At 43.7% G+C, this 23,124-nt stretch carries 22 protein-coding genes; 14 read left to right on the plus strand and 8 right to left on the minus strand.

Annotated elements, in window-relative coordinates; translation table 11 throughout:
* Window positions 1-90: 90 nt before the first annotated feature.
* The 9 genes from ABJF92_RS07075 (at window position 91) to yjgA (ending at window position 7,054) form a co-directional block, all read left to right on the plus strand.
* Window positions 91-1,047: a calcium/sodium antiporter gene (locus ABJF92_RS07075; protein ID WP_446815103.1), complete on the plus strand. Its 957-nt coding sequence runs from the start codon at window positions 91-93 to the stop codon at window positions 1,045-1,047.
* 96 nt (window positions 1,048-1,143) lie between these two features.
* Window positions 1,144-1,635, plus strand: a complete 492-nt coding sequence (gene lptC / locus ABJF92_RS07080; RefSeq protein ID WP_446815104.1) for an LPS export ABC transporter periplasmic protein LptC — start codon at window positions 1,144-1,146, stop codon at window positions 1,633-1,635.
* Window positions 1,613-2,116 (plus strand): lipopolysaccharide transport periplasmic protein LptA, encoded by a 504-nt coding sequence (gene lptA / locus ABJF92_RS07085; protein WP_446815105.1) that lies wholly within the window; start codon window positions 1,613-1,615, stop codon window positions 2,114-2,116. The genes lptC and lptA overlap by 23 nt, the downstream gene beginning before the upstream one ends.
* Window positions 2,117-2,842, plus strand: coding sequence for an LPS export ABC transporter ATP-binding protein (lptB, locus tag ABJF92_RS07090; RefSeq protein WP_446815106.1), 726 nt, complete (start codon window positions 2,117-2,119; stop codon window positions 2,840-2,842). It abuts the gene before it with no gap.
* Window positions 2,843-2,918: 76 nt separating this feature from the next.
* Window positions 2,919-4,403 (plus strand): RNA polymerase factor sigma-54, encoded by a 1,485-nt coding sequence (locus ABJF92_RS07095; RefSeq protein WP_446815107.1) that lies wholly within the window; start codon window positions 2,919-2,921, stop codon window positions 4,401-4,403.
* A 19-nt stretch (window positions 4,404-4,422) separates the two neighbouring features.
* On the plus strand, window positions 4,423-4,872 hold the full coding sequence (locus tag ABJF92_RS07100; protein ID WP_446815108.1) for a PTS sugar transporter subunit IIA: 450 nt from the start codon (window positions 4,423-4,425) through the stop codon (window positions 4,870-4,872).
* A 9-nt stretch (window positions 4,873-4,881) separates the two neighbouring features.
* Entirely contained in the window at window positions 4,882-5,151 is a 270-nt protein-coding gene (locus tag ABJF92_RS07105) for an HPr family phosphocarrier protein (RefSeq protein WP_446815109.1), read from the plus strand.
* A gap of 4 nt (window positions 5,152-5,155) precedes the next feature.
* On the plus strand, window positions 5,156-6,508 hold the full coding sequence (gene mgtE, locus ABJF92_RS07110; RefSeq protein ID WP_446815110.1) for a magnesium transporter: 1,353 nt from the start codon (window positions 5,156-5,158) through the stop codon (window positions 6,506-6,508).
* Between the two features lie 6 nt (window positions 6,509-6,514).
* Window positions 6,515-7,054: a ribosome biogenesis factor YjgA gene (gene yjgA, locus ABJF92_RS07115; RefSeq protein WP_446815111.1), complete on the plus strand. Its 540-nt coding sequence runs from the start codon at window positions 6,515-6,517 to the stop codon at window positions 7,052-7,054.
* Window positions 7,055-7,106: 52 nt separating this feature from the next.
* On the opposite strand, the gene ABJF92_RS07120 is transcribed toward yjgA, so the two are convergent.
* The 7 genes from ABJF92_RS07120 to ABJF92_RS07150 form a co-directional block, all read right to left on the minus strand.
* Window positions 7,107-7,937, minus strand: coding sequence for a carbon-nitrogen hydrolase family protein (locus ABJF92_RS07120; protein ID WP_446815112.1), 831 nt, complete (start codon window positions 7,935-7,937; stop codon window positions 7,107-7,109).
* Window positions 7,937-11,749, minus strand: coding sequence for a YhdP family protein (locus tag ABJF92_RS07125; RefSeq protein WP_446815113.1), 3,813 nt, complete (start codon window positions 11,747-11,749; stop codon window positions 7,937-7,939). Before ABJF92_RS07125 ends, ABJF92_RS07120 begins: the two co-directional genes overlap by 1 nt.
* A 17-nt stretch (window positions 11,750-11,766) precedes the next feature.
* Entirely contained in the window at window positions 11,767-13,221 is a 1,455-nt protein-coding gene (rng, locus tag ABJF92_RS07130) for a ribonuclease G (protein ID WP_446815114.1), read from the minus strand.
* Window positions 13,214-13,822 carry a Maf family protein gene (locus ABJF92_RS07135; protein WP_446815115.1) on the minus strand — a complete coding sequence of 203 codons (609 nt, stop codon included), beginning with the start codon at window positions 13,820-13,822 and terminating at the stop codon, window positions 13,214-13,216. Before ABJF92_RS07135 ends, rng begins: the two co-directional genes overlap by 8 nt.
* An 8-nt stretch (window positions 13,823-13,830) precedes the next feature.
* On the minus strand, window positions 13,831-14,304 hold the full coding sequence (gene mreD / locus ABJF92_RS07140) for a rod shape-determining protein MreD (protein ID WP_445976915.1): 474 nt from the start codon (window positions 14,302-14,304) through the stop codon (window positions 13,831-13,833).
* A complete protein-coding gene (mreC, locus tag ABJF92_RS07145; RefSeq protein ID WP_446815116.1) occupies window positions 14,304-15,086 on the minus strand; it encodes a rod shape-determining protein MreC in 783 nt (260 codons plus the stop codon). Before mreC ends, mreD begins: the two co-directional genes overlap by 1 nt.
* 67 nt (window positions 15,087-15,153) lie before the next feature.
* Window positions 15,154-16,197, minus strand: coding sequence for a rod shape-determining protein (locus ABJF92_RS07150; protein WP_445976913.1), 1,044 nt, complete (start codon window positions 16,195-16,197; stop codon window positions 15,154-15,156).
* Window positions 16,198-16,432: 235 nt separating this feature from the next.
* On the opposite strand from ABJF92_RS07150, the gene gatC reads away from it, so the two are divergent.
* From gatC to gatB, 3 genes are read left to right on the plus strand one after another with little or no spacing between them, the layout of a single operon-like run.
* Window positions 16,433-16,720, plus strand: a complete 288-nt coding sequence (gene gatC, locus ABJF92_RS07155) for an Asp-tRNA(Asn)/Glu-tRNA(Gln) amidotransferase subunit GatC (protein ID WP_446815117.1) — start codon at window positions 16,433-16,435, stop codon at window positions 16,718-16,720.
* Between the two features lie 12 nt (window positions 16,721-16,732).
* Entirely contained in the window at window positions 16,733-18,193 is a 1,461-nt protein-coding gene (gene gatA, locus ABJF92_RS07160) for an Asp-tRNA(Asn)/Glu-tRNA(Gln) amidotransferase subunit GatA (RefSeq protein WP_446815118.1), read from the plus strand.
* 2 nt (window positions 18,194-18,195) lie between these two features.
* A complete protein-coding gene (gene gatB / locus ABJF92_RS07165) occupies window positions 18,196-19,641 on the plus strand; it encodes an Asp-tRNA(Asn)/Glu-tRNA(Gln) amidotransferase subunit GatB (protein WP_446815119.1) in 1,446 nt (481 codons plus the stop codon).
* A gap of 58 nt (window positions 19,642-19,699) precedes the next feature.
* Here gatB and ABJF92_RS07170 read toward each other — a convergent pair whose 3' ends face one another.
* Window positions 19,700-20,935 (minus strand): GGDEF domain-containing response regulator, encoded by a 1,236-nt coding sequence (locus tag ABJF92_RS07170; protein WP_446815120.1) that lies wholly within the window; start codon window positions 20,933-20,935, stop codon window positions 19,700-19,702.
* 188 nt (window positions 20,936-21,123) lie between these two features.
* On the opposite strand from ABJF92_RS07170, the gene ABJF92_RS07175 reads away from it, so the two are divergent.
* Window positions 21,124-21,417 carry a YkgJ family cysteine cluster protein gene (locus ABJF92_RS07175; protein WP_446815121.1) on the plus strand — a complete coding sequence of 98 codons (294 nt, stop codon included), beginning with the start codon at window positions 21,124-21,126 and terminating at the stop codon, window positions 21,415-21,417.
* Entirely contained in the window at window positions 21,404-23,071 is a 1,668-nt protein-coding gene (locus ABJF92_RS07180; RefSeq protein WP_446815122.1) for a L,D-transpeptidase family protein, read from the plus strand. The genes ABJF92_RS07175 and ABJF92_RS07180 overlap by 14 nt, the downstream gene beginning before the upstream one ends.
* Window positions 23,072-23,124: the final 53 nt, after the last annotated feature.

Here is a 23,124-nt window from a genome sequence, read left to right on the forward strand (position 1 = left end):
ACCCAATTTCTTGCAAAGATCAAGTCTTGAATTTACACGCCAAACCACATTAAATGTAACTTCCGTTTATTCACGAGTTAATTCAACACCATGCTGCTGTTTTCCGCTGCTCTAATTGCCGGCTTAATTTTACTAGTTTTAAGCTCAGACAAATTTATCGAACATTCTGCACTGGTAGCAGAAAAGCTCAATGTAAGCCCAATGATAATAGGCATCACTCTTGTTGCATTAGGGACTTCTGCCCCAGAAATGGTGGTTTCCGCCATTGCCGCTTTAGACAACGCCCCAGAGATCGCTATCGGCAACGTTTTAGGCTCAAACATCGCCAATATTGCTTTGGTTTTTGGTACAACCTTGCTGCTTTCAGCAATCCCGATTGCTAAAGGCCTTTCCACCAAAGAAGTACCTCTGGTGCTTGCCATTACATTACTAACTGGAGGCTTACTTTACGACGGTGTACTAAGCCTTATGGACGGCATCATTCTGGTGGTGTCTTTCATTGTTATTCTGACCATTCTTCTTAAAGGCAGTAAGGACCTTGAGGAAGAACTCGCCAGTGAACTTCCTGAGGATGACGGTAGTCCGGTAATGAAATCTCTCATCATTGCATTCATTGGCCTTGCAGTCTTGATCGGTAGCTCAAAATTATTAGTTTGGGGCGCCATAGGCATTGCAACCGCACTAGGTATTAGTGAACTTGTGATTGGCTTGACAATCGTTGCCATTGGCACCAGCCTGCCCGAATTAGCCGCATCGATTAGTAGTGTTAAGAAAGGCCATCATGATATTGCTATTGGCAACATCCTTGGTTCCAACATATTCAATTTGGCGACTGTTTTACCTCTGCCCGCACTTATTGCACCAGGCATCATCGATGACAATATCATGAGCCGTGATTATTTATGGGTACTGATCTTAACGCTTGTATTAGCTGTGGCCGTATTTGTATTTAATCGCAGCAAAAATAAGAGTATCCCTCGCTGGTTAGGTGTCCCTCTTATTGGCTCCTATGTCGTTTATTTGCTATTGATGATGAACGGCAGCTAAGCCATCATGACAATCATGGAGCGGAGCACTTTCAAGTATCTACTTATAATCATCACTGCGGTTGTAGTGGGTGGTTTTTTCTGGAAAGCAAACTCGGTGAGTCAAGGTAACCTTGTCGCCAGCGACTCTTTAAAAACCTCCCCTGACTACTTTATAACTAAAGTAAGAATCAAAGAATTTAATCGCGCAGGACAATTGATTGAAACATTGAACGCAGAACAAACCCTGCATTATCTCAAAGACAAAAAAACCCTGCTTGAACAGCCTTTTATTGAACGACAAGCAGAACTTGGCTCTTGGCACGCTAAAGCCAAGAAGGGCTCTATTGAAGATGGCAGTCGCGATATATTATTAACCGAAAATGCTAACGCCACCAAAAAGCATATAAATTCAGCCGACATCACTTTGTCATCGGATACGATACATTATTTAGATGAAGATGAATCACTAACCAGCTACGGTCATGCGAAATTGTATTCCACACAAGGCACGACTACAGCCGAAACCATTATTGCCTATATCAATTCGGAAAAAGTTGTTATGACTCGTTCCGTAAGAGGACACTATGAACCTACTCCGAAAAATTAGCTTTCTTACTATGGCGATAGCAATCAGCCAACAAGTCCTTGCTCTTCCTGATGATACACGCCAACCTTTAGACATTCAGGCGGATGAAGCCTCTTTTGACCAACAAACAGGAGAAGCCATCTATAAGGGAAATGTTTACATTACCCAAGGGACTATTCAAATTGAAGCTGAGTATTTAAAAATCACCACTGATGTACAAACACAGCAATTTAATAAACTTGAAGCCAAGGGCAAGCCTGCCAAATTCAGCCAGCAAGTCGACTTAGACGGCAACATGGTAATCAGTCAAGGCAATCAAATTAACTACTCTACAACCTCAGGCAAGCTTGAGATAACAGGAGATGGTTATTTAAACCAAACGGACAACAAAGTATCGGCCGACTATATCCTTTATATGGTGAACACTGGCGCGTTTGAAGCCAGCAAAAAAGATACCGGCCGCGTGTCTATGACTCTGCAACCTCAAACAGAAGAGAATTAAATGGCACTTCTAGAAGCAAAGCATCTGGCCAAGAGCTATAAGAAACGCCAAGTCGTGAAAGATGTGTCTTTATCGGTAGAATCCGGCCAAGCAGTGGGTTTGTTAGGCCCTAACGGCGCAGGTAAAACCACTTGCTTTTACATGATTGTTGGCATGGTGAGCAATGATGCGGGCGGTATTTTTATCGATGGCCAAGACATCACTAGTAATGCCATGCATACCAGAGCACAAAAAGGCATTGGCTACTTACCCCAAGAAGCGTCTATCTTTCGTAAAATGTCTGTGGAAGACAACATTTCAGCCATTCTGGAAACCCGTAAAGAGCTAAATAAAGCTCAGCAAGCGGAGAAACTTGAAAGTTTACTGGAAGAGTTTCATGTCACTCACATTCGTAAAAACCTTGGTATGGCTCTATCTGGTGGTGAAAGACGCCGCGTAGAAATTGCACGCGCTCTGGCAATGAACCCTAAATTCATTCTATTAGATGAACCCTTCGCGGGTGTAGACCCTATTTCGGTAGGCGACATCAAGCTCATCATCAAACATCTGCAAGAAAGTGGCATAGGTGTTTTAATCACCGACCACAACGTAAGAGAAACCCTAGACATCTGTGATAAAGCCTACATCGTCGGTAATGGTCATATCATTGCTTCTGGCGACGCGGAAACCGTTATCAATAATGAACAGGTGAAAAAGGTATATTTAGGTGACGATTTCCGCCTATAACCCCCTTATCATTGTTGTTCAAAGAGAGTAGTATGCATAACTCGTTCCAATTCATCTATTTAGAAAGAGTTGCTTTATGAAGCAGTCTTTACAGCTTAAAATCGGTCAACAACTGACCATGACACCACAGTTACAACAAGCCATTCGCTTGCTGCAACTATCTACTTTAGATTTAAAGCAAGAAATCCATGAGTTTCTTGAATCCAACCCTTTGCTTGAAATTGACGATGATGAAAACCCTATCGTCCAAACAACTGCTAGCGGCGAAGAAAAAGCGGATAAAAAAACCGATTCAGACAATTCTGCAAGCGAGGCAGAAGAGGCTCGCATTGAATCAGAATGGACGGATAGCATTCCAGAAGAACTGTCTATTGATAGTAATTGGGATGATACTTATCAAAACTCAGCGTCGATAGGTGAACAGAGTGGCTACGAAGGTGGTGACTCAGATTTCGAAAGCCGTAACGCCCCTGATGAAAGCATTCAAGATCATCTTATTTGGCAGCTGAATTTAACACATATGTCTGACCGAGACATTGAGATTGCTTACGCCATAATTGAATGTGTAAAATCTGATGGCTATTTGAGCATAACACCAGATGATATTTGGCAATCTCTAAGCCAAGAACTTGAAGACCTAGAGTTCGATGAAGTCATTGCTGTGCAACACCGATTGCAACGCTTTGATCCTGTTGGTGTGTGCTCTATTGATTTGAGAGACTGTCTTTTGGTCCAACTAGAAGCATTCCAAAACCACCCTCTTTATAAAAATACCCATAACCTAATTGATAACTACCTACCTTTATTAGGCAACCGTGATTTTACGCAATTGATCCGTAAAACCAAACTCAAAGAAACCGCATTAAAAGAAGTTATTGATTTAATTCAGCAATTGAACCCAAGACCAGGTTCTGTCATTGATCATGGCGATACGGATTACGTTATTCCTGATGTGTCTGTCAAAAAGATCAATGATGTCTGGCAAGTTGAGCTTAATAACGACGCCTTGCCGCCTGTTAAAATTAATGAAACTTATTCAGCCATGGCAAGTACTGCCGTTAAGACGGAAGACGCCACCTACATCAAGACATCTTTACAAGAAGCAAAATGGTTCATTAAAAGTTTACAAAGCCGTAATGAAACATTGCTAAAAGTAGCTAGCTGCATTGTAAATCGTCAAATTGACTTTTTTGAGTTGGGTGAAGAAGCCATGAAACCTATGGTGTTGCATGATGTTGCCGAAGAAGTCGGCATGCATGAATCAACCATTTCTCGTGTGACAACACAGAAATATATGCACACTCCTAAAGGTATTTTTGAGCTTAAGTACTTTTTCTCTAGTCACGTAAATACAGCCTCAGGTGGTGAATGCTCATCAACCGCCATCCGAGCTATGATCAAAAAACTGGTGGCGGAAGAACCACCTAAGAAACCACTGAGTGACAATAAGCTGGCCACAACACTAGCAGATCAAGGCATTCAAGTAGCGCGAAGGACTGTCGCCAAATACCGAGAGGCGATGAACATCCCTCCTTCCAATGAACGAAAACGACTGATTTAAGACGGATGTGACCCTTACCATGCCATTGAAATCACTATTAAAAGCTGAATTGTGTTTTGCAAAGCAAGACATAGTGAGCAAAAAAAGAGTTTTAGAGAACCTAGCCAGCATAGTTTCAGACCGTTTACACTGTGAGGACAGCGCTGTGTATGACGCCCTTTTAGGTCGTGAAAAACTAGGCAGTACAGGCGTTGGTAACGGTATCGCCATTCCTCATTGTCGCCTTGAATCAGCCAATCATACCGCTGTCGTCGTTTTATCCCTCAAGGAAGCAATCGATTTTGACTCCATAGATAGGAAGCCTGTGGACTTGATCTTTGCTCTAATCGTCCCCCCACATGAGTGCGAACAACATTTATCAACGCTCGCCAAGATTGCCGAAATGGCACAGTCTTCAGAAACTCTGGATAAACTTAGGGCAGCGAAAAGTAACGAAGAATTACTCAACACGTTCCACTCTTTATTATAAGGAACAGCCATGCTTGAAGAGTCAGTGACCATTATAAATAAATTAGGCTTACATGCCCGCGCTGCTGGTAAGCTTATTGAAACAACGTCTAGGTTTTCATGCGACATCACTATTGAAAAAGACGGTCGAAATGTAGACGGTAAAAGCATTATGGCAATGATGATGCTAGCGGCCAGCAAAGGCACACAGATTAACATTAAAACCAACGGTGAAGACGAAGCACAAGCCTTAAAAAGCGTGATTGAATTAATTAATAATCGTTTTGACGAAGACGAGTAGACTCATGTCTGAGCAATCTATGTTAACTCATCTGCAAACGGTTTCGGACTCTCTTGAGTCCGGTGCGACCATGCAAATACGTTATCTCCTTAACGGGGCCCTCCCCGCACAGGATGTTGCTCGCCTTTTAGAGTCCTCCCCACCAAAAGAACGTAAACTTCTATGGGAGCTTATAGATTCTGAAAATGAAGGTGAAGTTCTTCAATACCTAAGCGAAGACATAGGCGTCCAATTCTTAAAAGAGATGGATACAGAACGCCTAGTTGCCGTTTCTGAACACTTTGAAAGTGATGACCTCGCCGATTTACTACAGCATCTACCAGAGACTGTTGTAAAAGAAGTTTTGGCCTCTATGACGGCCCAAGACCGAACCCGAGTCGAAACACTATTAAGCTACGCTGAAGATTCAGCGGGCGGTCTGATGAACACGGACACCATCACGATTCGTCCGAATATCACACTGGATATTGTTTTCCGCTATTTACGACGCCACGAAGTGCTACCTGACATGACAGACAGTCTTTTAGTCGTTAGCCGCTCAGATCGCTTACTTGGGTCACTTCCTATCACCAAGCTACTGGTGGCCGACACGGATTTAACGGTACGGGATGTGATGGAAACGGAAGATGAGGTAATTTACGCCGACACCCCTGTCAGCGAGGTTGCGCAACTGTTTGAAAAAATGGACTTGGTTTCTGCTCCGGTTGTCGATAAAGACACCCATAAGTTATTAGGTCGTATCACTATCGATGACGTAGTTGACGTTATTCGTGACGAAGCAGAACACTCCATGTTGAGTATGGCGGGTCTTGATGATGACGAAGATACCTTCTCGCCTATCCTTAAAACCACAAAGCGCCGTGCTGTGTGGTTAGGTATCAACCTGATTACAGCATTCACCGCCTCCTATGTTATTGGCTTATTTCAGAACACCCTCGATCAAGTTGTCGCACTAGCGATTTTGATGCCGATAGTTGCCAGTATGGGCGGCATTGCAGGCTCCCAAGTACTAACCTTGGTAATACGCGGTATCGCCCTCAACCAAATTGGCTCGACCAATACCCGTTGGTTACTCAACCGCGAGCTCATTGTTGGATTGATCAATGGCTTGCTTTGGGCAACGGTTATTGCCGCCCTGACCGCCTTATGGTTTGACAACCTCAAAATTGCCTATATCATTGCGGGCGCAATTATTATAAATCTCTTGTTTGCTGCAACAACAGGCACCCTTTTGCCCATTTTACTTAAGAAAATGGGCATCGACCCAGCCTTAGCAGGCAGCGTTATTTTGACGACAGTGACTGATGTGGTGGGATTTTTATCTTTCCTCGGTCTCGCCACCATTTTTTTAATATAGGTTCCCATGACTGACTTTGATCAATTTGAAAATGAAGAAGATATCCCTAAGAGCAAAACCCAGATCAAGCGAGAAGTGGAAGCGCTACAAGATTTAGGCAAAACCTTACTTGGGTTGAGCAAAAACCAACTTAAAAAAGTAACTATGTCTGATACATTGCGTGAAGCCTTTGCTGAAGCCGACCGCATCAAACAGCGTGAAGCTATGAGACGTCACTTGCAATATATCGGTAAAGTCATGCGCACCGAAGACCATGAAAGCATTGCTCAGCAAGTGGCCTTATTTGATACTACGTCTGCTGCTTACAATAAGCTATTCCATCAACTTGAACGCAAACGTGATGCGCTGATTGGTGAGAACTCCAAAGAAGAACTGTCAAAGTATCTGGATGAACATCCAAACTTGGAAGAAATTCAACTGCTCCGTCAGTTGATCCGCCAATCTCAAAAAGAAGTCGAAAATGGCAACAAGAGCAACACTAATCGTAAAAAGCTTTTTAAACTGATACGAGAAATCGAAGAAACCAAATTAGGCCTGCGCAGCTAAATAGCCCCCCCCCTAACAAAAATGCCCTAAAGATTTCTTTAGGGCATTTTTGTTACATTCTTCGGTGAGTCAAACAAGGCATTTTCGCCCGTACCTCAGTTAACGCTTGACGCTCAATACGATAAACAAAGTAGCCGGGCTTTTCCTCCAACATGGCCAAACACTCACCATTTGGAGAGTATAAGCTGCTGTGACCATAAGTCTGACGTAACGCATTATGCCAACCGCATTGGTTAACCCCTAACACGTAGCATTGATTTTCGATCGCTCGTGCCGCCAGTAAGGTATTCCAATGAGCCTTACCTGTCACATAGGTGAAGGCAGCAGGTACCACCACTAACTCTGCCCCTAGCTTTGCGAGGCTTCGATAAAGCTCAGGAAAACGCAAATCATAACAAATGCTAAGACCCAGTTTAAAACCATCAATCTCAACCACTTGTAACTGTATTTCCCCAGGCTCAATGAAGTTGGATTCACGGTAGGAAGCGGCTTTGTCATCAACCTGAACATCAAATAGATGGATCTTATCATAACTGGTTATAAGCTCACCATCTGGACCTAACAGCCAGCACCGTTGACGCACACGACCCATGTCAACCAACTCTTCAGTTGGCCTTTTGAGACTAGGGTGAGAACCAATCACAATATAGACAGAATGTTTTTTTGCTAATTCTGCAACGGCCTCCAACAGCAGAGTTTGCTCCTGAGACGCCGCCATTTCACGCATACGCTTACCATTAAATAAGAATACATTCTCAGGTAACACAATAAGTCTAGCGCCATCTTTCACTGCTGCAAGTAGCAGGCTAGTCACTTTATCAAGGTTTTCACGCCAATCGGCCATACTGGTTAATTGGATCGCGGCCACCACCAAACTACTCATCAGTCATTCCTTTTAGTTGCTTGGCTCGGCTGGTATTTTACTTGCGTCATGACAGGCTCATCAAACGTTCCAGTTACGTCATAACGTACACTGGTCACTTTAGAAATTTGGCTACCAAACAGCCTATCAGTAATAAACAATAAGCCTGCAATTTGTGGTGTCCCCCACAGCAAACCAGCTAATGGTAAGGTGCCAGAGATAGGAAAGCTGGCCACCATGCGCTCATTCAGAGTTTCATCAACAATATTGGCACTGCCCTCAACGAACAGTTCTGCGGTAGGCGAAATAATAGCGATTGGCTTAGTGGTCGTTAACAAGCCTTTATCAATTACCATATCACCGGTGAAACTATCGTAGCTTAGCCCTGGCTCATAAACATCAGTAAAATCGAGAGACAGACGACGACTCAAAGCACCGACATTAAAAATCCCCAAAACCTTTAAGAATGCAGGTAATTCTTCAACCTGGGTAAAACTCCCATTATCGGCGATAAATACAATTCGCCCAGAGAGAGAGGGCCGATCAAAATGAAAAGGGTGGCCCTGCCAGCTAAGCACGACATTTATCTCATAATTTTTTGAGGTGATAAAAGGCTTATCCGAAAACTTTTGTGTCAACTCAGCCAAATCTTTTCCTTTAACACCAAGCGTAAGCTCAACGTTGGAACGCTCCTCTTGATCTTGCCAAAATAGACTGCCAGCAAACTCACCGGTTTTAAGTTCGGAGGTAATCGAGGCTAGCCTCACCCTATTCCCCTCTCTTTGGATCTTAGTACTCCAGTCACCATAAGGGCTATTATCAATATAGAGTTGATCAATAGACAATGTCATATTCGGAATTTGATCTGAACGCACAAAGGGCTCGTTATCAGTCACTTCTAAATCGTCTTCGGATAAATTCCAGCTGAGGAAGTCAAAATGCAAATCTGGACCATAGTCTTTTTGCATAAGCTCAAAGTTCATTTCATCTGAACTGAAACGTAAACGTTTATTTACGGGATAACCAAGCTTGGCGTTATGGAGGGTGTTGTCTTTGTTGATCACCAGAGAATCAATAATAATATCCATCTGAGAAAGCCATTCAGGAATATCTAGCATAGAAGTCTCTTGGTCCGTCACAACCTCTCCCTCTTCATGATAAGTCATAAAGGCATCAACAATTTCTTGCCAATCGGCAATATCTAGATGCTTGATTTGCCCAACCACGTTTAAACCATTGGGAATATTTGAGCTAAAAGGTTGATCCTTATTTAACAACACCTCACCACCAAGAAGCTCGCTATCACGTAGCAAGAGACGACTTCGAACCAAGCCACCAAAATCATCATCAATGACCATGTCGTCATTATGTTGCATTAACTTAAAGTGATAATTTACAGGCTGATCCGCCGACTTACCGATAGGCATTGGAAAATCTATGTGCGCACCAACTAGATCACTAGCGATAGACATATCAAATTGATCCTGCTGGGATTTATTTATCGCCAACTGCCCTTGGTAGGACACTTTGCCTGTCAATTTTTGGGCGATAAGTTCTGGAAAAGGAGTAATTGACCAGTTTGCCACAGAGCTCACATCAACACTGCCAGATAATTCCCCTTCGATAACGAGCACTTCGTCATCACTACTATTGGAACTTAAAACAAGTTGAGACATACCACCAAGGGCAGAGACATCGAACTGAGTGCCATAAATCCCCTGACCTGAACTGTAATTAAATCGACCACTTTGTACTTTGGTTGCTAGATCAATTTCCCCCAGATATACCTCATTCTCTGCAAACTCTAAGGCCAACTTAACCTTAGGGGGTATTTCCTCACTAAATGGCACTGAGATATCTAGGTCACCCGCGATTCCCCCCTGTATCTGCCATTCTTCAAAAGGAGATAAAATATCATCAGCAAGAGGTGTATGCTGCAAGTAATCCAAGATAACTGGCGCTTGATCTTCTACCTGCCCTTTAACATTCAGCCAAGTAACACCGTCTTTCACAAAAGGGACATTAAGAGCGATATTATGCACTTTGAGGTCACGCATCTTAGCTGATGAAACATTAATGTGGATACCTTGCTGGTCTAGGTCAAACTTTCCTGTCACCTGTTCGGCCTCAGGCCAATTAGGGTCAAATGCTATTTGCGTATCTTCCACATCAATTTGTAATCGGACATGAGGGGTACTACCTTCAACTAGCTCACTGTGCAACATCAAATCTACATTTGGCACTGTGCCTGGGGCTTTGAAAGCACTGTCTATCCACTGAACAATGTCATCATCTAAAGCCCCTTTCGGCAAATAAGTGAGTCGATCGTTTAAATCTAGGTTCTTTGCATTCAGGTCAAGAGCCAGCCAATCACTTTCGTCTGGCTTGATCTCTAATCGAAAGCCACCCTTTACCTCAGCATTATTTCGCTTAACAACAAGCTCGGAGCCTTTAACAATAAAACGCTCTGCCTGCTGTTGCCAGGCAACATGACCTTCAAGCCTTTCTGTTTGCCACGCCTCTTCATAAAGTGTATCAAAGAAAATCTGACTGTCATTACCCTGTAAATCTATGTAGCCATCCCTATCAGACAAACTAAAAATAGCATCGATGTTATCTGCTTTGGGGATACCCGAATAACCATCAACAGAGCCACCCAATAGGTTACTTAAATACTGAAACACCCATTTTTCATCTTCTTGCCAAAGAATTAAACTAGCATTTTTAGCCGTACCTCTTGGGGCCAACCCTTCCAGAATTTTTGCAGCAGTCCATTCTGGACGTAAAAACTGACGACCAAGATTATTGGCCGCTGCTAAGTCAATCTGGTCGAATCTGAGTGTACTGCGCCCAGAAGTAGAGAACCAATCAAAAGATAAATTAGTCGGCTCATCCGTTACTCTAAGATTATTAACATCTAGCTTAATATGAGGATTTTTCGCGCTATATTTCGCTTTTATTGCGGGAGAAAGACTATATTCATCACCATTTTTGAACGCCAACTCAAGCTCGGAGGACGCCAATTGAATGGAGACATCTTTACCGACTAAGAAATCCAACCACAAATCCCCTCCTAATTGCACCTCAGTCAGCGTAGGAATTTTCTCAAACAATGAAAGACTAGAAGGCAACGGAGTTTTAGGGAGATGTAATACCATCTGCATGCGATAGTCATCAAACAAACTTAAAGAATTAGAGAGTCGAGCGTTTAACGTGAATGCCTCAGGATTATTATCAAGGTACATTTCAGCGCTCAGCGAGGATTGGCTCTGTTGTTGAAATACATTTGCGGAAGGAATACTTATGCGATGCGGTCCAAATTCATCACTATCAACTGAAATGCTAGCATTAAGAATTGACAAGTATTTTTGAGTGGCAAGGTAGTCCAAGACCCGCTCCACACCTACACCAGCATTACTGTCTGTTTTACTCAAAGCACCTTTAAGCTGCCACAGCCCTTGTCTCTCCTGCAGAGCAACCGCTGGTTTGACAAATCGTACATAGGTAAATTGCGGCGTTAGGGTAAGAAGGGATTTAACGCTGTCTAGCCTCACCCTAAGCTCATCAATCGATACGATGACTTGCTCATCACTTTCGACACGCAATCCTTCAACTGAAACAGTAGGATCAAGGCCTTCGAGCTGTCCATCAATACGTTTCAGTGTTACCGGATAACCGGTAATTTGCGAAAGATTGTTTTCTATCTGAGGACGGTAATAATCTAAATAAGGTAAAGCATATTTAATACCGTATGTGAGCATAGCTAAAGTGGCCGTAAATACGACAGCCACCCAAAAAATTACGATGATCGATTTGCGTAATAGCAACACCATCTAGCTAAGCTCTCCTACTATCTTAAGACAACATCATATTGATCTTGTGTATAAACTGAATCCACTTGGAAACGAATCGTCTTACCTATAAAGGCCTCCAACTCTGCTACGGCCACACTTTCTTCATCTAAAAACCGTTCTACCACAGCAACCGAAGCCAGCACAGTATAAGTTTGTGAGTCGTAAGCCCTATCGGCACGCAAAATTTCTCGAAATACTTCATAACACACTGTTTCAGGGGTTTTAACCAAACCACTACCACGACAAGATCGACAAGGCTCACATAGGGTTTGCCCTAAACTCTCACGGGTTCGCTTACGAGTCATTTCCACTAAGCCTAGCTCAGAAACGCCAGTAATCTTGGTTTTCGCGTGATCTTGGTCAAGAATCTTTTCAAGCATCCGCAGTACCTGACGCTTATGCTCTTCATCTTCCATATCGATAAAGTCAATGATGATGATTCCACCAAGATTTCGCAATCTCAGTTGTCGACCAATGGCCGTTGCCGCCTCTAAATTCGTCTTGTAAATGGTTTCTTCTAAGTTACGACTGCCAACAAAAGCCCCAGTATTGACATCAATTGTGGTCATAGATTCCGTTTGTTCAACCAATAGATAACCGCCTGACTTTAGCTGCACTTTACGATCCAAAGCTTTGTGGATTTCATCCTCAACGCTATATAAGTCAAAAATTGGACGCTCGCCTGGGTAATATTCGATGCTATTGGTTAACTCTGGAATGAAGTCTTCCGCAAAAGTACGCAATTTAGTGTAGTTTTCTTTAGAATCGATGCGTATTTTTTCGGTGGTTAAACTGACCAAGTCTCGCATGGTACGTAGGTGTAGTGGCAAATCTTCATAAATCACAGAAGGTGCTTTAGCCGTTTTAATACGCTTTTTAACCGATTGCCATAGACGCGTTAAAAACTTAATGTCGGCCAATATCTCTTCTTCACCAGCACGTTCTGCCGCAGTACGTAAGATATAACCATTATTTTCATCTGCTTCCGTCAAAGCGCTAGATACCAGAGATTTCAAACGCTCTCTTTCCGCTTCATCTTCTATACGTTGACTCACCCCCACATGGGCTTGATCTGGCATATAAACAAGATAACGCGAAGGTATCGAAAGATGTGTTGTTAAACGAGCCCCTTTACTACTAATAGGGTCTTTGGTGACTTGCACGACCAACGATTGCCCTTCTCTAAGGTAGTCACCTATTTGCTCACTTGGGTTCACCGCGTCTCGATCGACGACTTCTGAGACATGTATAAAAGCAGCTCTTTCCAAACCGATGTCCACGAAAGCCGCCTGCATACCCGGCAAGACTCTAACAACCTTACCTTGATAGATATTACCGACAATGCCCTTGCGGCTAGAACGCTCAATGTAAACTTCTTGCAAAACCCCATTTTCTACAAGGGCAACGCGTATTTCCATGGGGGTGACATTAATTAATACATCTTCACTCACGGCACATTTCCTCTAGAGATTGAATTCCAAATTGGGTTAATAATTGTGATGTTTCATACAAAGGCAGGCCAACCACGGCGGAATAGGATCCGGACATGTGGGTCACAAACAACGACCCTAAACCTTGGATGGCGTAAGAGCCTGCTTTATCAACAGGTTCACCCGTACGCCAATATTGCTCAATCTCCACATCAGATATTGAGCGAAAAGACACTTGGGTAACGATATTTTCAGCGACTAACTGATCAAGATTTTGATCACAAAGACAAATGGAGGTCATCACTTGATGAGAGCGACCAGATAACTTACGCAACATGACCTTTGCTTCAGCTATATCTTGAGGCTTACCTAAAATCTCACCATCAATGACAACAGAAGTGTCTGAGGCAATAAACACTGTTTTTTGAATAGATGGGCGGGCTTGCTTGTAACGCCCCAATGAAGCCTTAGCTTTTTCTTTAGCCATACGTATTACATAAGTTTCTGCGGTTTCATCTTTCAACGGGGTTTCATCAATATCTGCTGGCAAAACATCAAAGGATGGTACGATCAGAGAGAGCAGTTCTTTTCTTCTAGGTGACGCCGAAGCTAACACAATCATGTTTAATCCTAACGAATGGCGTAAATACGTCGCACACTACGCAAAACAACAAATGACCAAGGCCAAAGTAAACCGGTTATGATGGCTGGCATAAAGATCATCAGTGTGGGTTCTGCATGGCCTAAATAGTGGTCAATCCAAAAGTCCACCAACTGGTTCATACTTACAAGCGCCGCTACAAATACACCTTGTTGCCAACGGTGATACATGCGCAAGCGTTTATAAAACAATGCGCAGGCATAAGCGATGACCACATAAGTCAAAGAGTGCTGCCCTATAATTCCACCTTGAAGTAAATCAACCATCAAACCAAGAAACCAAGCAAGGCCAGCACCAAAACGGAATGGCAGAGCAATTACCCAATACAGGATAACCAGCAAGGCCCACTCTGGACGGTACCAGATTAACTGCTCAGGAAAAGTCATTGCCTCCAGCATTAAAGCAATAAGCAAGGTAATTGAAAAAACTAGAATAGGCTTCATTAACGTTCTACCTGAGGAGGGTCAATTAACATGACATGTCGGCTGCGCCCTAATTGTGCCAAGGGCACCACATCAATATCGGCATACGCTTTACCCGGCACATGGGCCACACTGCGCACGACACCTACAGGGTATCCACTTGGAAAACGTTCATCCAAACCCGATGTGGTTAAGATATCGCCTTTCTTAATATCCACTGAATGAGGCACGCTTAATAAGGTCATTTTCTTTAAATCACCTGTGCCCGATAAGATGCTTCGAAAGCCTGTGCGAGACAGTTGTACTGGTACAAAATGGCTTGCATCGGCGATGAGCAACACTCGACTACTGTAAGCGGCCGTTTCAACCACTTGCCCTAGCACACCGGTAGCATCCAAAACAGCTTGGCCAACATAAGCCCCGGAAGAAAAACCCTTATCAATGAGAATTTTATGACTGTAAGCATTTTGGTCAAAGCCAATTACCTCAGCCATCACAATTTTTTCATCTACTCGCTGGGAGGCATCCAGTAACTCGCGAAGGCGTACGTTTTCGGCTCGTAAAGCATTAAGCTTTTGCAATTGACTGCGTAGCATAAGCACTTCAGCGTTTAGCTTGTTGTTATCGTTAACCAAACCTTCACGACTGGCTAAGTGCTCACTAGACCAATAAAAGATTTTTTGCGGGGTATTTACGACAACTTGAATAGGCGTCACGATTAACGTGAGATAGGGTCTAATCGCGGAAAAAGCAGAATAACGAATGTCTGCAAAAATCATAAAAATCGACAAGACCACCAGCACGAAGGTCCTCGTGCTGGAGATTTTGCCTTTAAAGTAAAGCGAGTTTTTAATGACCTACTCCTCAGCCTTACTCGTTATCAGCCGTAAACAATTCTGAGGCATGTTTGTCCATCATTTCTAGCGCCATACCGCCACCACGAGCCACACAAGTAAGAGGGTCATCCGCAACAATCACAGGTAAGCCAGTTTCTTCACTGATCAGACGGTCAATCTCGCGCAACAATGCACCACCACCGGTAAGAACTAGGCCTGTTTCACCGATATCGGCCGCCAACTCTGGTGGAGATTGCTCTAGCACACCTTTGACCGCTTGAACGATTTGTGCCAATGGCTCTTGCAAAGCCTCCAAGATTTCGGTGCTGTGCAAAGTGAAAGAACGAGGAATGCCTTCAGCTAAGTTACGGCCACGCACATCAATTTGTAACTCTTCGCCAGTTTTGTAGGCCATACCAATTTCAGTTTTAATGCGCTCTGCTGTCGCATCACCGATTAAGCTACCATATTGACGACGCACGTAAGTCGTAATCGCTTCATCAAAGCGGTCACCACCCACTCGGATGGATTCGGATGTCACAATACCATTCAGAGAGATGATGGCAATTTCTGTAGTACCACCACCAATATCGATCACCATAGAACCGGATGCTTCAGCAACCGGTAAACCGGCGCCAATCGCTGCCGCCATTGGCTCTTCAATAATATAAACTTCACGAGCGCCTGCGCCTAATGCCGACTCTTTGATCGCACGACGTTCAACTTGGGTAGATTTACAAGGGACACACACTAGAACACGTGGACTTGGCTTTAACATGCTGTTCTCATGAACACGAGAAATGAAGTATTGCAGCATTTTTTCAGTAACGTGAAAGTCGGCAATAACACCATCTTTCATTGGGCGAATGGCCGTAATATTTCCAGGCGTTCTACCTAACATACGTTTCGCATCAGTACCGACTGACGCCACCGTTTTTTGGTTGCCATTATGACGAATTGCCACCACAGAAGGCTCATCAAGCACAATGCCACGGTCACGGACATAAATAAGGGTATTGGCTGTCCCTAAATCGATTGACAAATCGCTTGAAAACATTCCCCTGATTTTCTTAAACATGAATTCTTTCACCCTGATAAATACGAAACGAACAGCTTGAAAATGTAACAATCGCGCGCTCATTGGGCAAGCCGAATACTGTAAATATGTGAAAACACTTGCTCTATTTTATTGTTTCTGCGTATTTTTTTAATTTATTGCCATCCTTAAGAGTTTTTCGAGCAGTTATCTTTCTCGGCAATCAACTAAACGTTACAATAGTCGGCATTTACGACCATCCAAAATCAGGTGAAACATGTCCATAGACAAACAAGACGTGCAAAAAATTGCTCATCTCGCCCGCCTCGCATTGAGCGAAGATGATGCCGAACAATACCAACAGTCACTTTCTAGCGTACTGTCGCTGGTTGAACAGATGCAATCAGTCGACACAGATGGGGTTGAGCCTCTGTCTAACCCTCTTGAAAGCACCCAAAGATTACGTGACGACGTGGTCACCGAAGAAAATAGACGTGATGATTTTCTTGCTAATGCTCCGCTAAGCGAAGCCGGCCTATTTTTAGTACCTAAAGTCATCGATTAAGAAGAGCTTATTATGTTTCAACAAAACATCGCGACCTTAGCGCAGCAACTGCGTAACAAAGAGATTTCCAGTGTTGAGCTAACCCAACACTTTTTACAACGCATTAGCCAATTTGACGAAAATTTAAACAGCTTCATCACGGTCAGTGAGTCTCAAGCCCTAGAGCAAGCCAAAGCCGCCGACGCCATTTTGAGCCAAGGCAAAGGGAATAATTTAACGGGCATCCCCATTGCCCACAAAGATCTATTTTGTACCCAAGGCACTTTGACTACTTGCGGCTCAAAAATGCTGAACAACTTCATCCCCCCTTATGAGTCCACCGTAACCCAGCGTTTAGCACAAGCGGGCACGGTCACGTTAGGCAAAACCAATATGGATGAATTTGCCATGGGTTCTTCCAACGAGAACAGTTTTTATGGTGCCGTAAAAAACCCATGGAACCTTGATACCGTTCCAGGTGGTTCATCAGGCGGGTCCGCTGCAGCGGTAGCCGCAGGTTTAGCCATAGCAGCGACAGGCACGGACACAGGCGGCTCTATACGCCAGCCCGCTTCTTTTTGCGGCATCACAGGTCTAAAACCAACTTATGGCCGAGTATCTCGTTTTGGTATGATCGCGTACGCTTCAAGCCTTGACCAAGCCGGCCCAATGGCCAAAAGTGCGGAAGATTGCGCCCACATGCTACAAGCCATGGCAGGCTTCGATCAAAATGATTCAACCTGTTCCGAAACCGCTACCGACGACTATATCAGCAACTTAAACTCACCTTTAAGCGGTCTGAAGATCGGCTTACCAAAAGAGTATTTTGGTGATGGCCTTGATTCGAACGTTGCAAAAATCATCATGGATGCCGTAAAAGAGTTTGAAAAACTTGGGGCTACCGTGAAAGAGATCTCCCTACCAAACTTACAGTTGAGCATTCCAGCCTATTACGTCATTGCACCCTCTGAAGCATCTTCCAACCTCTCTCGCTTTGATGGTGTACGCTTTGGTCATCGCTGTGAAAACCCTAAAGACTTAATGGACATGTACACTCGTAGCCGTGCTGAAGGTTTTGGAACTGAGGTGCAAAAGCGCATCATGGTGGGCACTTACGCTTTGTCGGAAGGTTACTACGATGCCTACTACTTGAAAGCGCAACGTATTCGCCGCTTAATCAAGCAAGATTTTGTGAGCGCATTGGAAGAAGTCGATGTCATCATGGGACCTGTTGCACCCACCACTGCCTTTGAATTAGGCAGCAAAACCAGTGATCCTGTTGCCATGTACCTTGAGGATATTTACACCCTATCCGTCAATCTCGCCGGTATTCCTGCCATGTCTGTACCCGCTGGTTTCTCCGAAAAAATGCCTGTTGGCTTACAGATTATGGGCAACTACTTTAGCGAAGCGAAACTGCTAAATATTGCTCATCAGTACCAGCAAGTTACTGACTGGCACACACAAACACCTAACATGGCGAAAGGAGCATAACAATGAATTGGGAAGTCGTTATAGGCCTTGAGATTCACGCTCAACTGGCCACTAAATCAAAGTTATTTTCTGGCGCAGCCGTTGGTTTTGGTGCTGAGCCAAACACGCAGACCACTCTTGTCGATCTTGGCATGCCTGGCGCATTGCCCGTTTTCAACAAAGAAGCGCTACGCATGGCCGTTATGTTTGGTCATGCGATTAATGCTGAAATTGGTATGACCTCCGTTTTTGCACGCAAAAACTATTTCTACCCAGATTTGCCAAAAGGCTACCAAACCAGCCAAATGGACCACCCTATCGTTGGTATTGGCCATCTGGATGTTACCTTAGAAGATGGCACAACAACCCGAGTGGGTATCACTCGCGCTCACCTAGAAGAAGATGCAGGCAAATCCTTGCATGAAGACTTCCAAGGCATGACAGGTATAGACCTGAATCGCTCAAGCACACCGCTGCTGGAAATCGTCTCTGAGCCCGACATTCGCTCAGCAAAAGAAGCGGTAGCTTATGTCAAAATGATTCACTCTATTGTGACTTATTTGGGAATCTGTGATGGCAACATGGCAGAAGGCTCCATGCGTTGCGACATTAACTTATCTTTGCGTCCAAAAGGACAAAAAGAGTATGGCACTCGCACCGAGATCAAAAACGTCAACTCTTTCCGCTTCATTGAGAAAGCCATTTACACTGAAATTGAACGCCAGGCCGACATCCTAGAAGACGGTGGGCGCATTATTCAAGAAACCCGTCTGTACGATCCTGAGCTTAACGAAACTCGCAGCATGCGTTCGAAAGAAGACGCGAACGATTACCGCTACTTTCCATGCCCAGACTTACTCCCTATCGTGTTAACTCAAGAGTATGTGGACCAAATTAAGAGCACACTACCTGAGTTACCAAACCAAAAAGCCACTCGTTTTCAAAATGAACTTAACCTAAGCGAATATGATGCCAGCGTGCTGTCATCTTCTCGCCCTTTAGCCGATTACTTTGAGCAAGCGAATAGCATTACTAAAGATGCGAAATTAACGGCCAACTGGGTAATGGGTGAACTGAGCAAATTATTGAACCAAGCTCAGCTTGACATCAATGAATCACCGGTTTCTGCGGACGCCTTTGGCACGTTACTACAACGTATTAAAGACAACACCATTAACGGCAAAACAGCCAAAGATGTGTTGCAAGCAATGTGGGACGGTGAAGGTTCAGCTGATGACATCATTGAAGCCAAAGGCTTAAAGCAGGTAACAGACACGGGCGCGATCGAAGAAATGATTCAAGCCATTCTGGACGCCAATACCGCTCAGGTTGAACAGTATCGTAGCGCCGAAGCGGATAAACAGAAGAAAATGATTGGCTTCTTTGTTGGGCAAGTCATGAAAGCCTCTCAGGGCAAAGCCAACCCGGCCATAGTGAATCCTATTCTAGCGAAAATGCTAAAAGGTTAATTTTCTAGTCGCACAAAAAAGCACTGCCTAGGCAGTGCTTTTTTTATACATTTTTCGGCTAAATACCAACCACTTGATCACGCCCTAGACGCTTAGCTTCATATAAATGGTCATCCGCAATACGAATAGCTTCCTCGAAGGTCTTGCCCTCCAAACCACAAACACCAACACTGCAAGTCAGCGTAATTTTTGCTTCCGTAAGCTCTAACTCTCTTAAAGACTGCAAAAAAACGTTCAATTCTTTTATTAGCTCGTCTCCAGAGCGATTTGCTATGACGCAAAACTCTTCACCACCAAAACGACTTACTAGATAATCAGGGAAAGCGGCTTTAATTACTTGCGCAATAGACTCAATAAGCACGTCTCCCACCACATGACCATACGCATCGTTCTTTGACTTAAAGTGATCAATATCTAGCATAACAACAGAGGCGCCAGCTTCTGCATTAGCCGATTTCCGATAGAACTTTTCACCTTCTTCAAACAAATAACGGCGATTATACAGCTTGGTAAGCGCATCAAGATTGGCAAGATCACGAATGGTCTCAAGCATCTCTTGAGCCTCTAAGTTGTGAACCACACGACAATGAAACTCTTCATGGTAAAAAGGCTTTTTCAAAAAGTCATTGGCGCCGCTTTTAATAAATTTCGCCGACAGTGAACTATCACCTTCTGCAGAAAGCCCGATAATCACCAAGTCCTGGAATCGAGAGTTGTATCTGAGCATGCGCACCAACTCATACCCATTCACCAATGGCATATTAAAGTCAGTGATCAGCATACGAATTTCGTCATCTGCTTCTAATTGAGCCAAGGCTTCTTGTCCGTTTTCCGCCTCGATCACCTGAAAGCGATATTGTTCAAGCAAATGCTTAATAAAATGACGACTGGTGATGGAGTCTTCTGCTACAAGAACTTTTATGTCTTTATTCTTTTTTAAGCGTTCAATGACTTTAATAACGTGATTAAAAGAGTAGCGACTGTCCTTAGTGATGTAATCTAGCACCCCCTTATTCAGCAGACTTAATCGCAACTTATCATCAAAGTTGCCAGTCAGTACGACACAAGGTAATTTTTTGTCGAGCACTAGGTCTACTATTTCGCCGTTTTCGGCATCCGGTAGGTTCAGATCGACAATGGCCGCATAAAAATCGTCGTGCGCTGCAAGCTGCCCTTCAGCCTCTTTGTAGCAAGAGCACAAAACTGGCAAAAAACCTGGTTTCTGACTAAGCAAATGCTTTAGTACCTTTAAAACAACAGGACTGTCTTCCACAACGAGAATTTTGTGTTCCATATGCTGACCGCCACAACCTTGATATGTAAATATTTGTATCGTATTGTCTCTAATTATCCCCTATCCCAAGAGAATGCGATACTCTAAAATTTTCATTAGAGTAATGAAAATGTAAAAATACTACAAATTTAACTGCTTGTTTTTAATAGCCTCTTTAACTCACACTAAAAACCAAAGGATTTTTTGAAATGGAATGCAGATCCAAGTGCGGCGCCTGTTGCATTGCCCCATCCATTAGCTCTGCAATTCCAGGCATGCCACACGGTAAACCTGCAGGTGAACGCTGCGTTCAATTATTGGACGATGCTCGTTGCGCTATTTTTGGCTCTACTGAACGGCCTGATGTGTGCCGGGATTTTATGCCCGACATTGATATTTGCGGCAATACAAAACAACAAGCAATTGATACCATTAGTTTTTTAGAAGTTGCAACCCACTCCCCCTCTCTTTTATCAAAAGGAAGTATGAATGAGACAGAATAAACGCTTACTTGCCGCTATAGCTGCTGCAGCTTTTTTAAGTGCCTGCTCCTCACCCAACCCAAAAACCAGTCAGATTGTACCTCCTAGCGAGTCTCAAATTGAGAGCAGCGTTAACCAACAAGTGGCTTTAATGCTGAATTCCTTTACCCCTGTAGCAGGGCAAGCTCTTCCAAACAATACCGTGCTAGAAGCCTATAAAGCACGTGATCACAACCCTATTTGGATTGAAAACAATGCCATCAACATGTCTATTTATAAGCTGGTTGATATTTTGGAAAGCTCTTCAAGCCATGGCTTAAATCCAGTCCATTACCACACAAATATCATCAAAGAATATCTGGCCATCAATCAGCCCAACCAACAACAACTGGCAGAAATGGATGTTATCAGCACCATTGCTCTAGCAAGCTACGCACACGACCTTAGTAATGGACGCTACGAACCGCAATTAATTGATAGCAACTGGCAACTCGATGCACCAAGCGACCATTGGAAGGATCTATTATTTCTAGAATCTGCCACAGACATGGTAAACACCCTACCTTTATTAGCGCCTAGAAGCCCTCAATACCAAGTATTACAAAAATGGCTAGTCTATTATCAAGACCTAGCAAAGAAAGAAAATGACATACTAGTCAGCCCTGGCGTACCACTGTCCATTGGCGATGAGGGCCCGAGAGTTGCTCAATTAAGAGCAAGACTTGTGCAACTTGGAGACATTCGTTTCTCAACGCGAAAAGTCGATGAAGAAGCATTTGATAAGCGACTACAACATGCGTTAATGAACTTCCAGCAACGACATCGCCTTGTCGCTGACGGCGCAGCAGGTTCAAAAACTATTCAAATGCTAAACGTGCCATTAAGCAAACGTGCCAATCAAATTTCCTATAATTTGGAAAGATGGCGCTGGCTTCCAAGTGAATTAGAAGCCAACCGTGCTTGGGTTGACCTCACCAACTACAGTGTCGACCTTTTCTTCAATGGTGAACGCACCACCATGAAAGTAGTTATTGGTAAAGCCGAACGTAAGACCCCTGTATTTAAAGGTTTAATGACTTATATGGTTACCAATCCAACTTGGCGAGTTCCACAGCGTATCGCCCGGGAGAATTTATTACCTAAGATTCAAAAAGACCCTGAATATCTTACTCGTTACGGCTATAAGGTGTATTCAAGCTGGAGCATAGGGGCGAAGGTCATAGACCCAGCTACCATTAATTGGCAAGCTATGCGGCCAGAAAAACTGTCTTATCGCTTCGAACAAGAGGCTGATGAAAGCAATGCCCTCGGCCAATATAAATTCATGTTCCCAAACAAAAATGAAATCTACCTTCACGATTCCCCAGCCAAACACCTATTCAGAGAAAGCTCTCGTGCCTTTAGTTCCGGCTGTATTCGTTTAGAAAAGCCAGATGAATTTGCCCAAGCGCTCTTAAAAGGCAGCAAACAGGGTAAGTCTCTGGCAGCTACTCTTAGCAGCCAAACCACCACGGTAATTTCTCTACCAACCTATTTGCCAGTGTACTTGGTATATTTAACTGTGGTTCCGAACGCCAATGGCATGCCGGAATTCAGAGAAGACATTTATGAGCGCGATGAGCTCATGGAGGAAGCAATGGGTTACCACGCGTTTAAAACGACAGAATCTATCTAGTGATAAATAATGACAACCCTAAACCTAGTAGGCTCAGGGTTGTCATAACACTC

It is taken from the genome of Marinomonas sp., assembly GCF_039940335.1.
Taxonomy (GTDB): domain Bacteria; phylum Pseudomonadota; class Gammaproteobacteria; order Pseudomonadales; family Marinomonadaceae; genus Marinomonas.

Coding starts and splice junctions, on each gene's coding strand:
- gatA (WP_446815118.1), top strand. CDS start 16,733: ATGTTTCAACAAAACATCGCGACCTTAGCGCAGCAACTGCGTAACAAA.
- lptB (WP_446815106.1), top strand. CDS start 2,117: ATGGCACTTCTAGAAGCAAAGCATCTGGCCAAGAGCTATAAGAAACGC.
- mreD (WP_445976915.1), bottom strand. CDS start 14,304: ATGAAGCCTATTCTAGTTTTTTCAATTACCTTGCTTATTGCTTTAATG.
- ABJF92_RS07135 (WP_446815115.1), bottom strand. CDS start 13,822: ATGATTGTGTTAGCTTCGGCGTCACCTAGAAGAAAAGAACTGCTCTCT.
- ABJF92_RS07180 (WP_446815122.1), top strand. CDS start 21,404: ATGAGACAGAATAAACGCTTACTTGCCGCTATAGCTGCTGCAGCTTTT.
- yjgA (WP_446815111.1), top strand. CDS start 6,515: ATGACTGACTTTGATCAATTTGAAAATGAAGAAGATATCCCTAAGAGC.
- ABJF92_RS07150 (WP_445976913.1), bottom strand. CDS start 16,197: ATGTTTAAGAAAATCAGGGGAATGTTTTCAAGCGATTTGTCAATCGAT.
- ABJF92_RS07105 (WP_446815109.1), top strand. CDS start 4,882: ATGCTTGAAGAGTCAGTGACCATTATAAATAAATTAGGCTTACATGCC.
- ABJF92_RS07120 (WP_446815112.1), bottom strand. CDS start 7,937: ATGAGTAGTTTGGTGGTGGCCGCGATCCAATTAACCAGTATGGCCGAT.
- ABJF92_RS07175 (WP_446815121.1), top strand. CDS start 21,124: ATGGAATGCAGATCCAAGTGCGGCGCCTGTTGCATTGCCCCATCCATT.
- gatB (WP_446815119.1), top strand. CDS start 18,196: ATGAATTGGGAAGTCGTTATAGGCCTTGAGATTCACGCTCAACTGGCC.
- mgtE (WP_446815110.1), top strand. CDS start 5,156: ATGTCTGAGCAATCTATGTTAACTCATCTGCAAACGGTTTCGGACTCT.
- ABJF92_RS07170 (WP_446815120.1), bottom strand. CDS start 20,935: ATGGAACACAAAATTCTCGTTGTGGAAGACAGTCCTGTTGTTTTAAAG.
- ABJF92_RS07075 (WP_446815103.1), top strand. CDS start 91: ATGCTGCTGTTTTCCGCTGCTCTAATTGCCGGCTTAATTTTACTAGTT.
- lptA (WP_446815105.1), top strand. CDS start 1,613: ATGAACCTACTCCGAAAAATTAGCTTTCTTACTATGGCGATAGCAATC.
- ABJF92_RS07125 (WP_446815113.1), bottom strand. CDS start 11,749: ATGGTGTTGCTATTACGCAAATCGATCATCGTAATTTTTTGGGTGGCT.
- gatC (WP_446815117.1), top strand. CDS start 16,433: ATGTCCATAGACAAACAAGACGTGCAAAAAATTGCTCATCTCGCCCGC.
- ABJF92_RS07100 (WP_446815108.1), top strand. CDS start 4,423: ATGCCATTGAAATCACTATTAAAAGCTGAATTGTGTTTTGCAAAGCAA.
- ABJF92_RS07095 (WP_446815107.1), top strand. CDS start 2,919: ATGAAGCAGTCTTTACAGCTTAAAATCGGTCAACAACTGACCATGACA.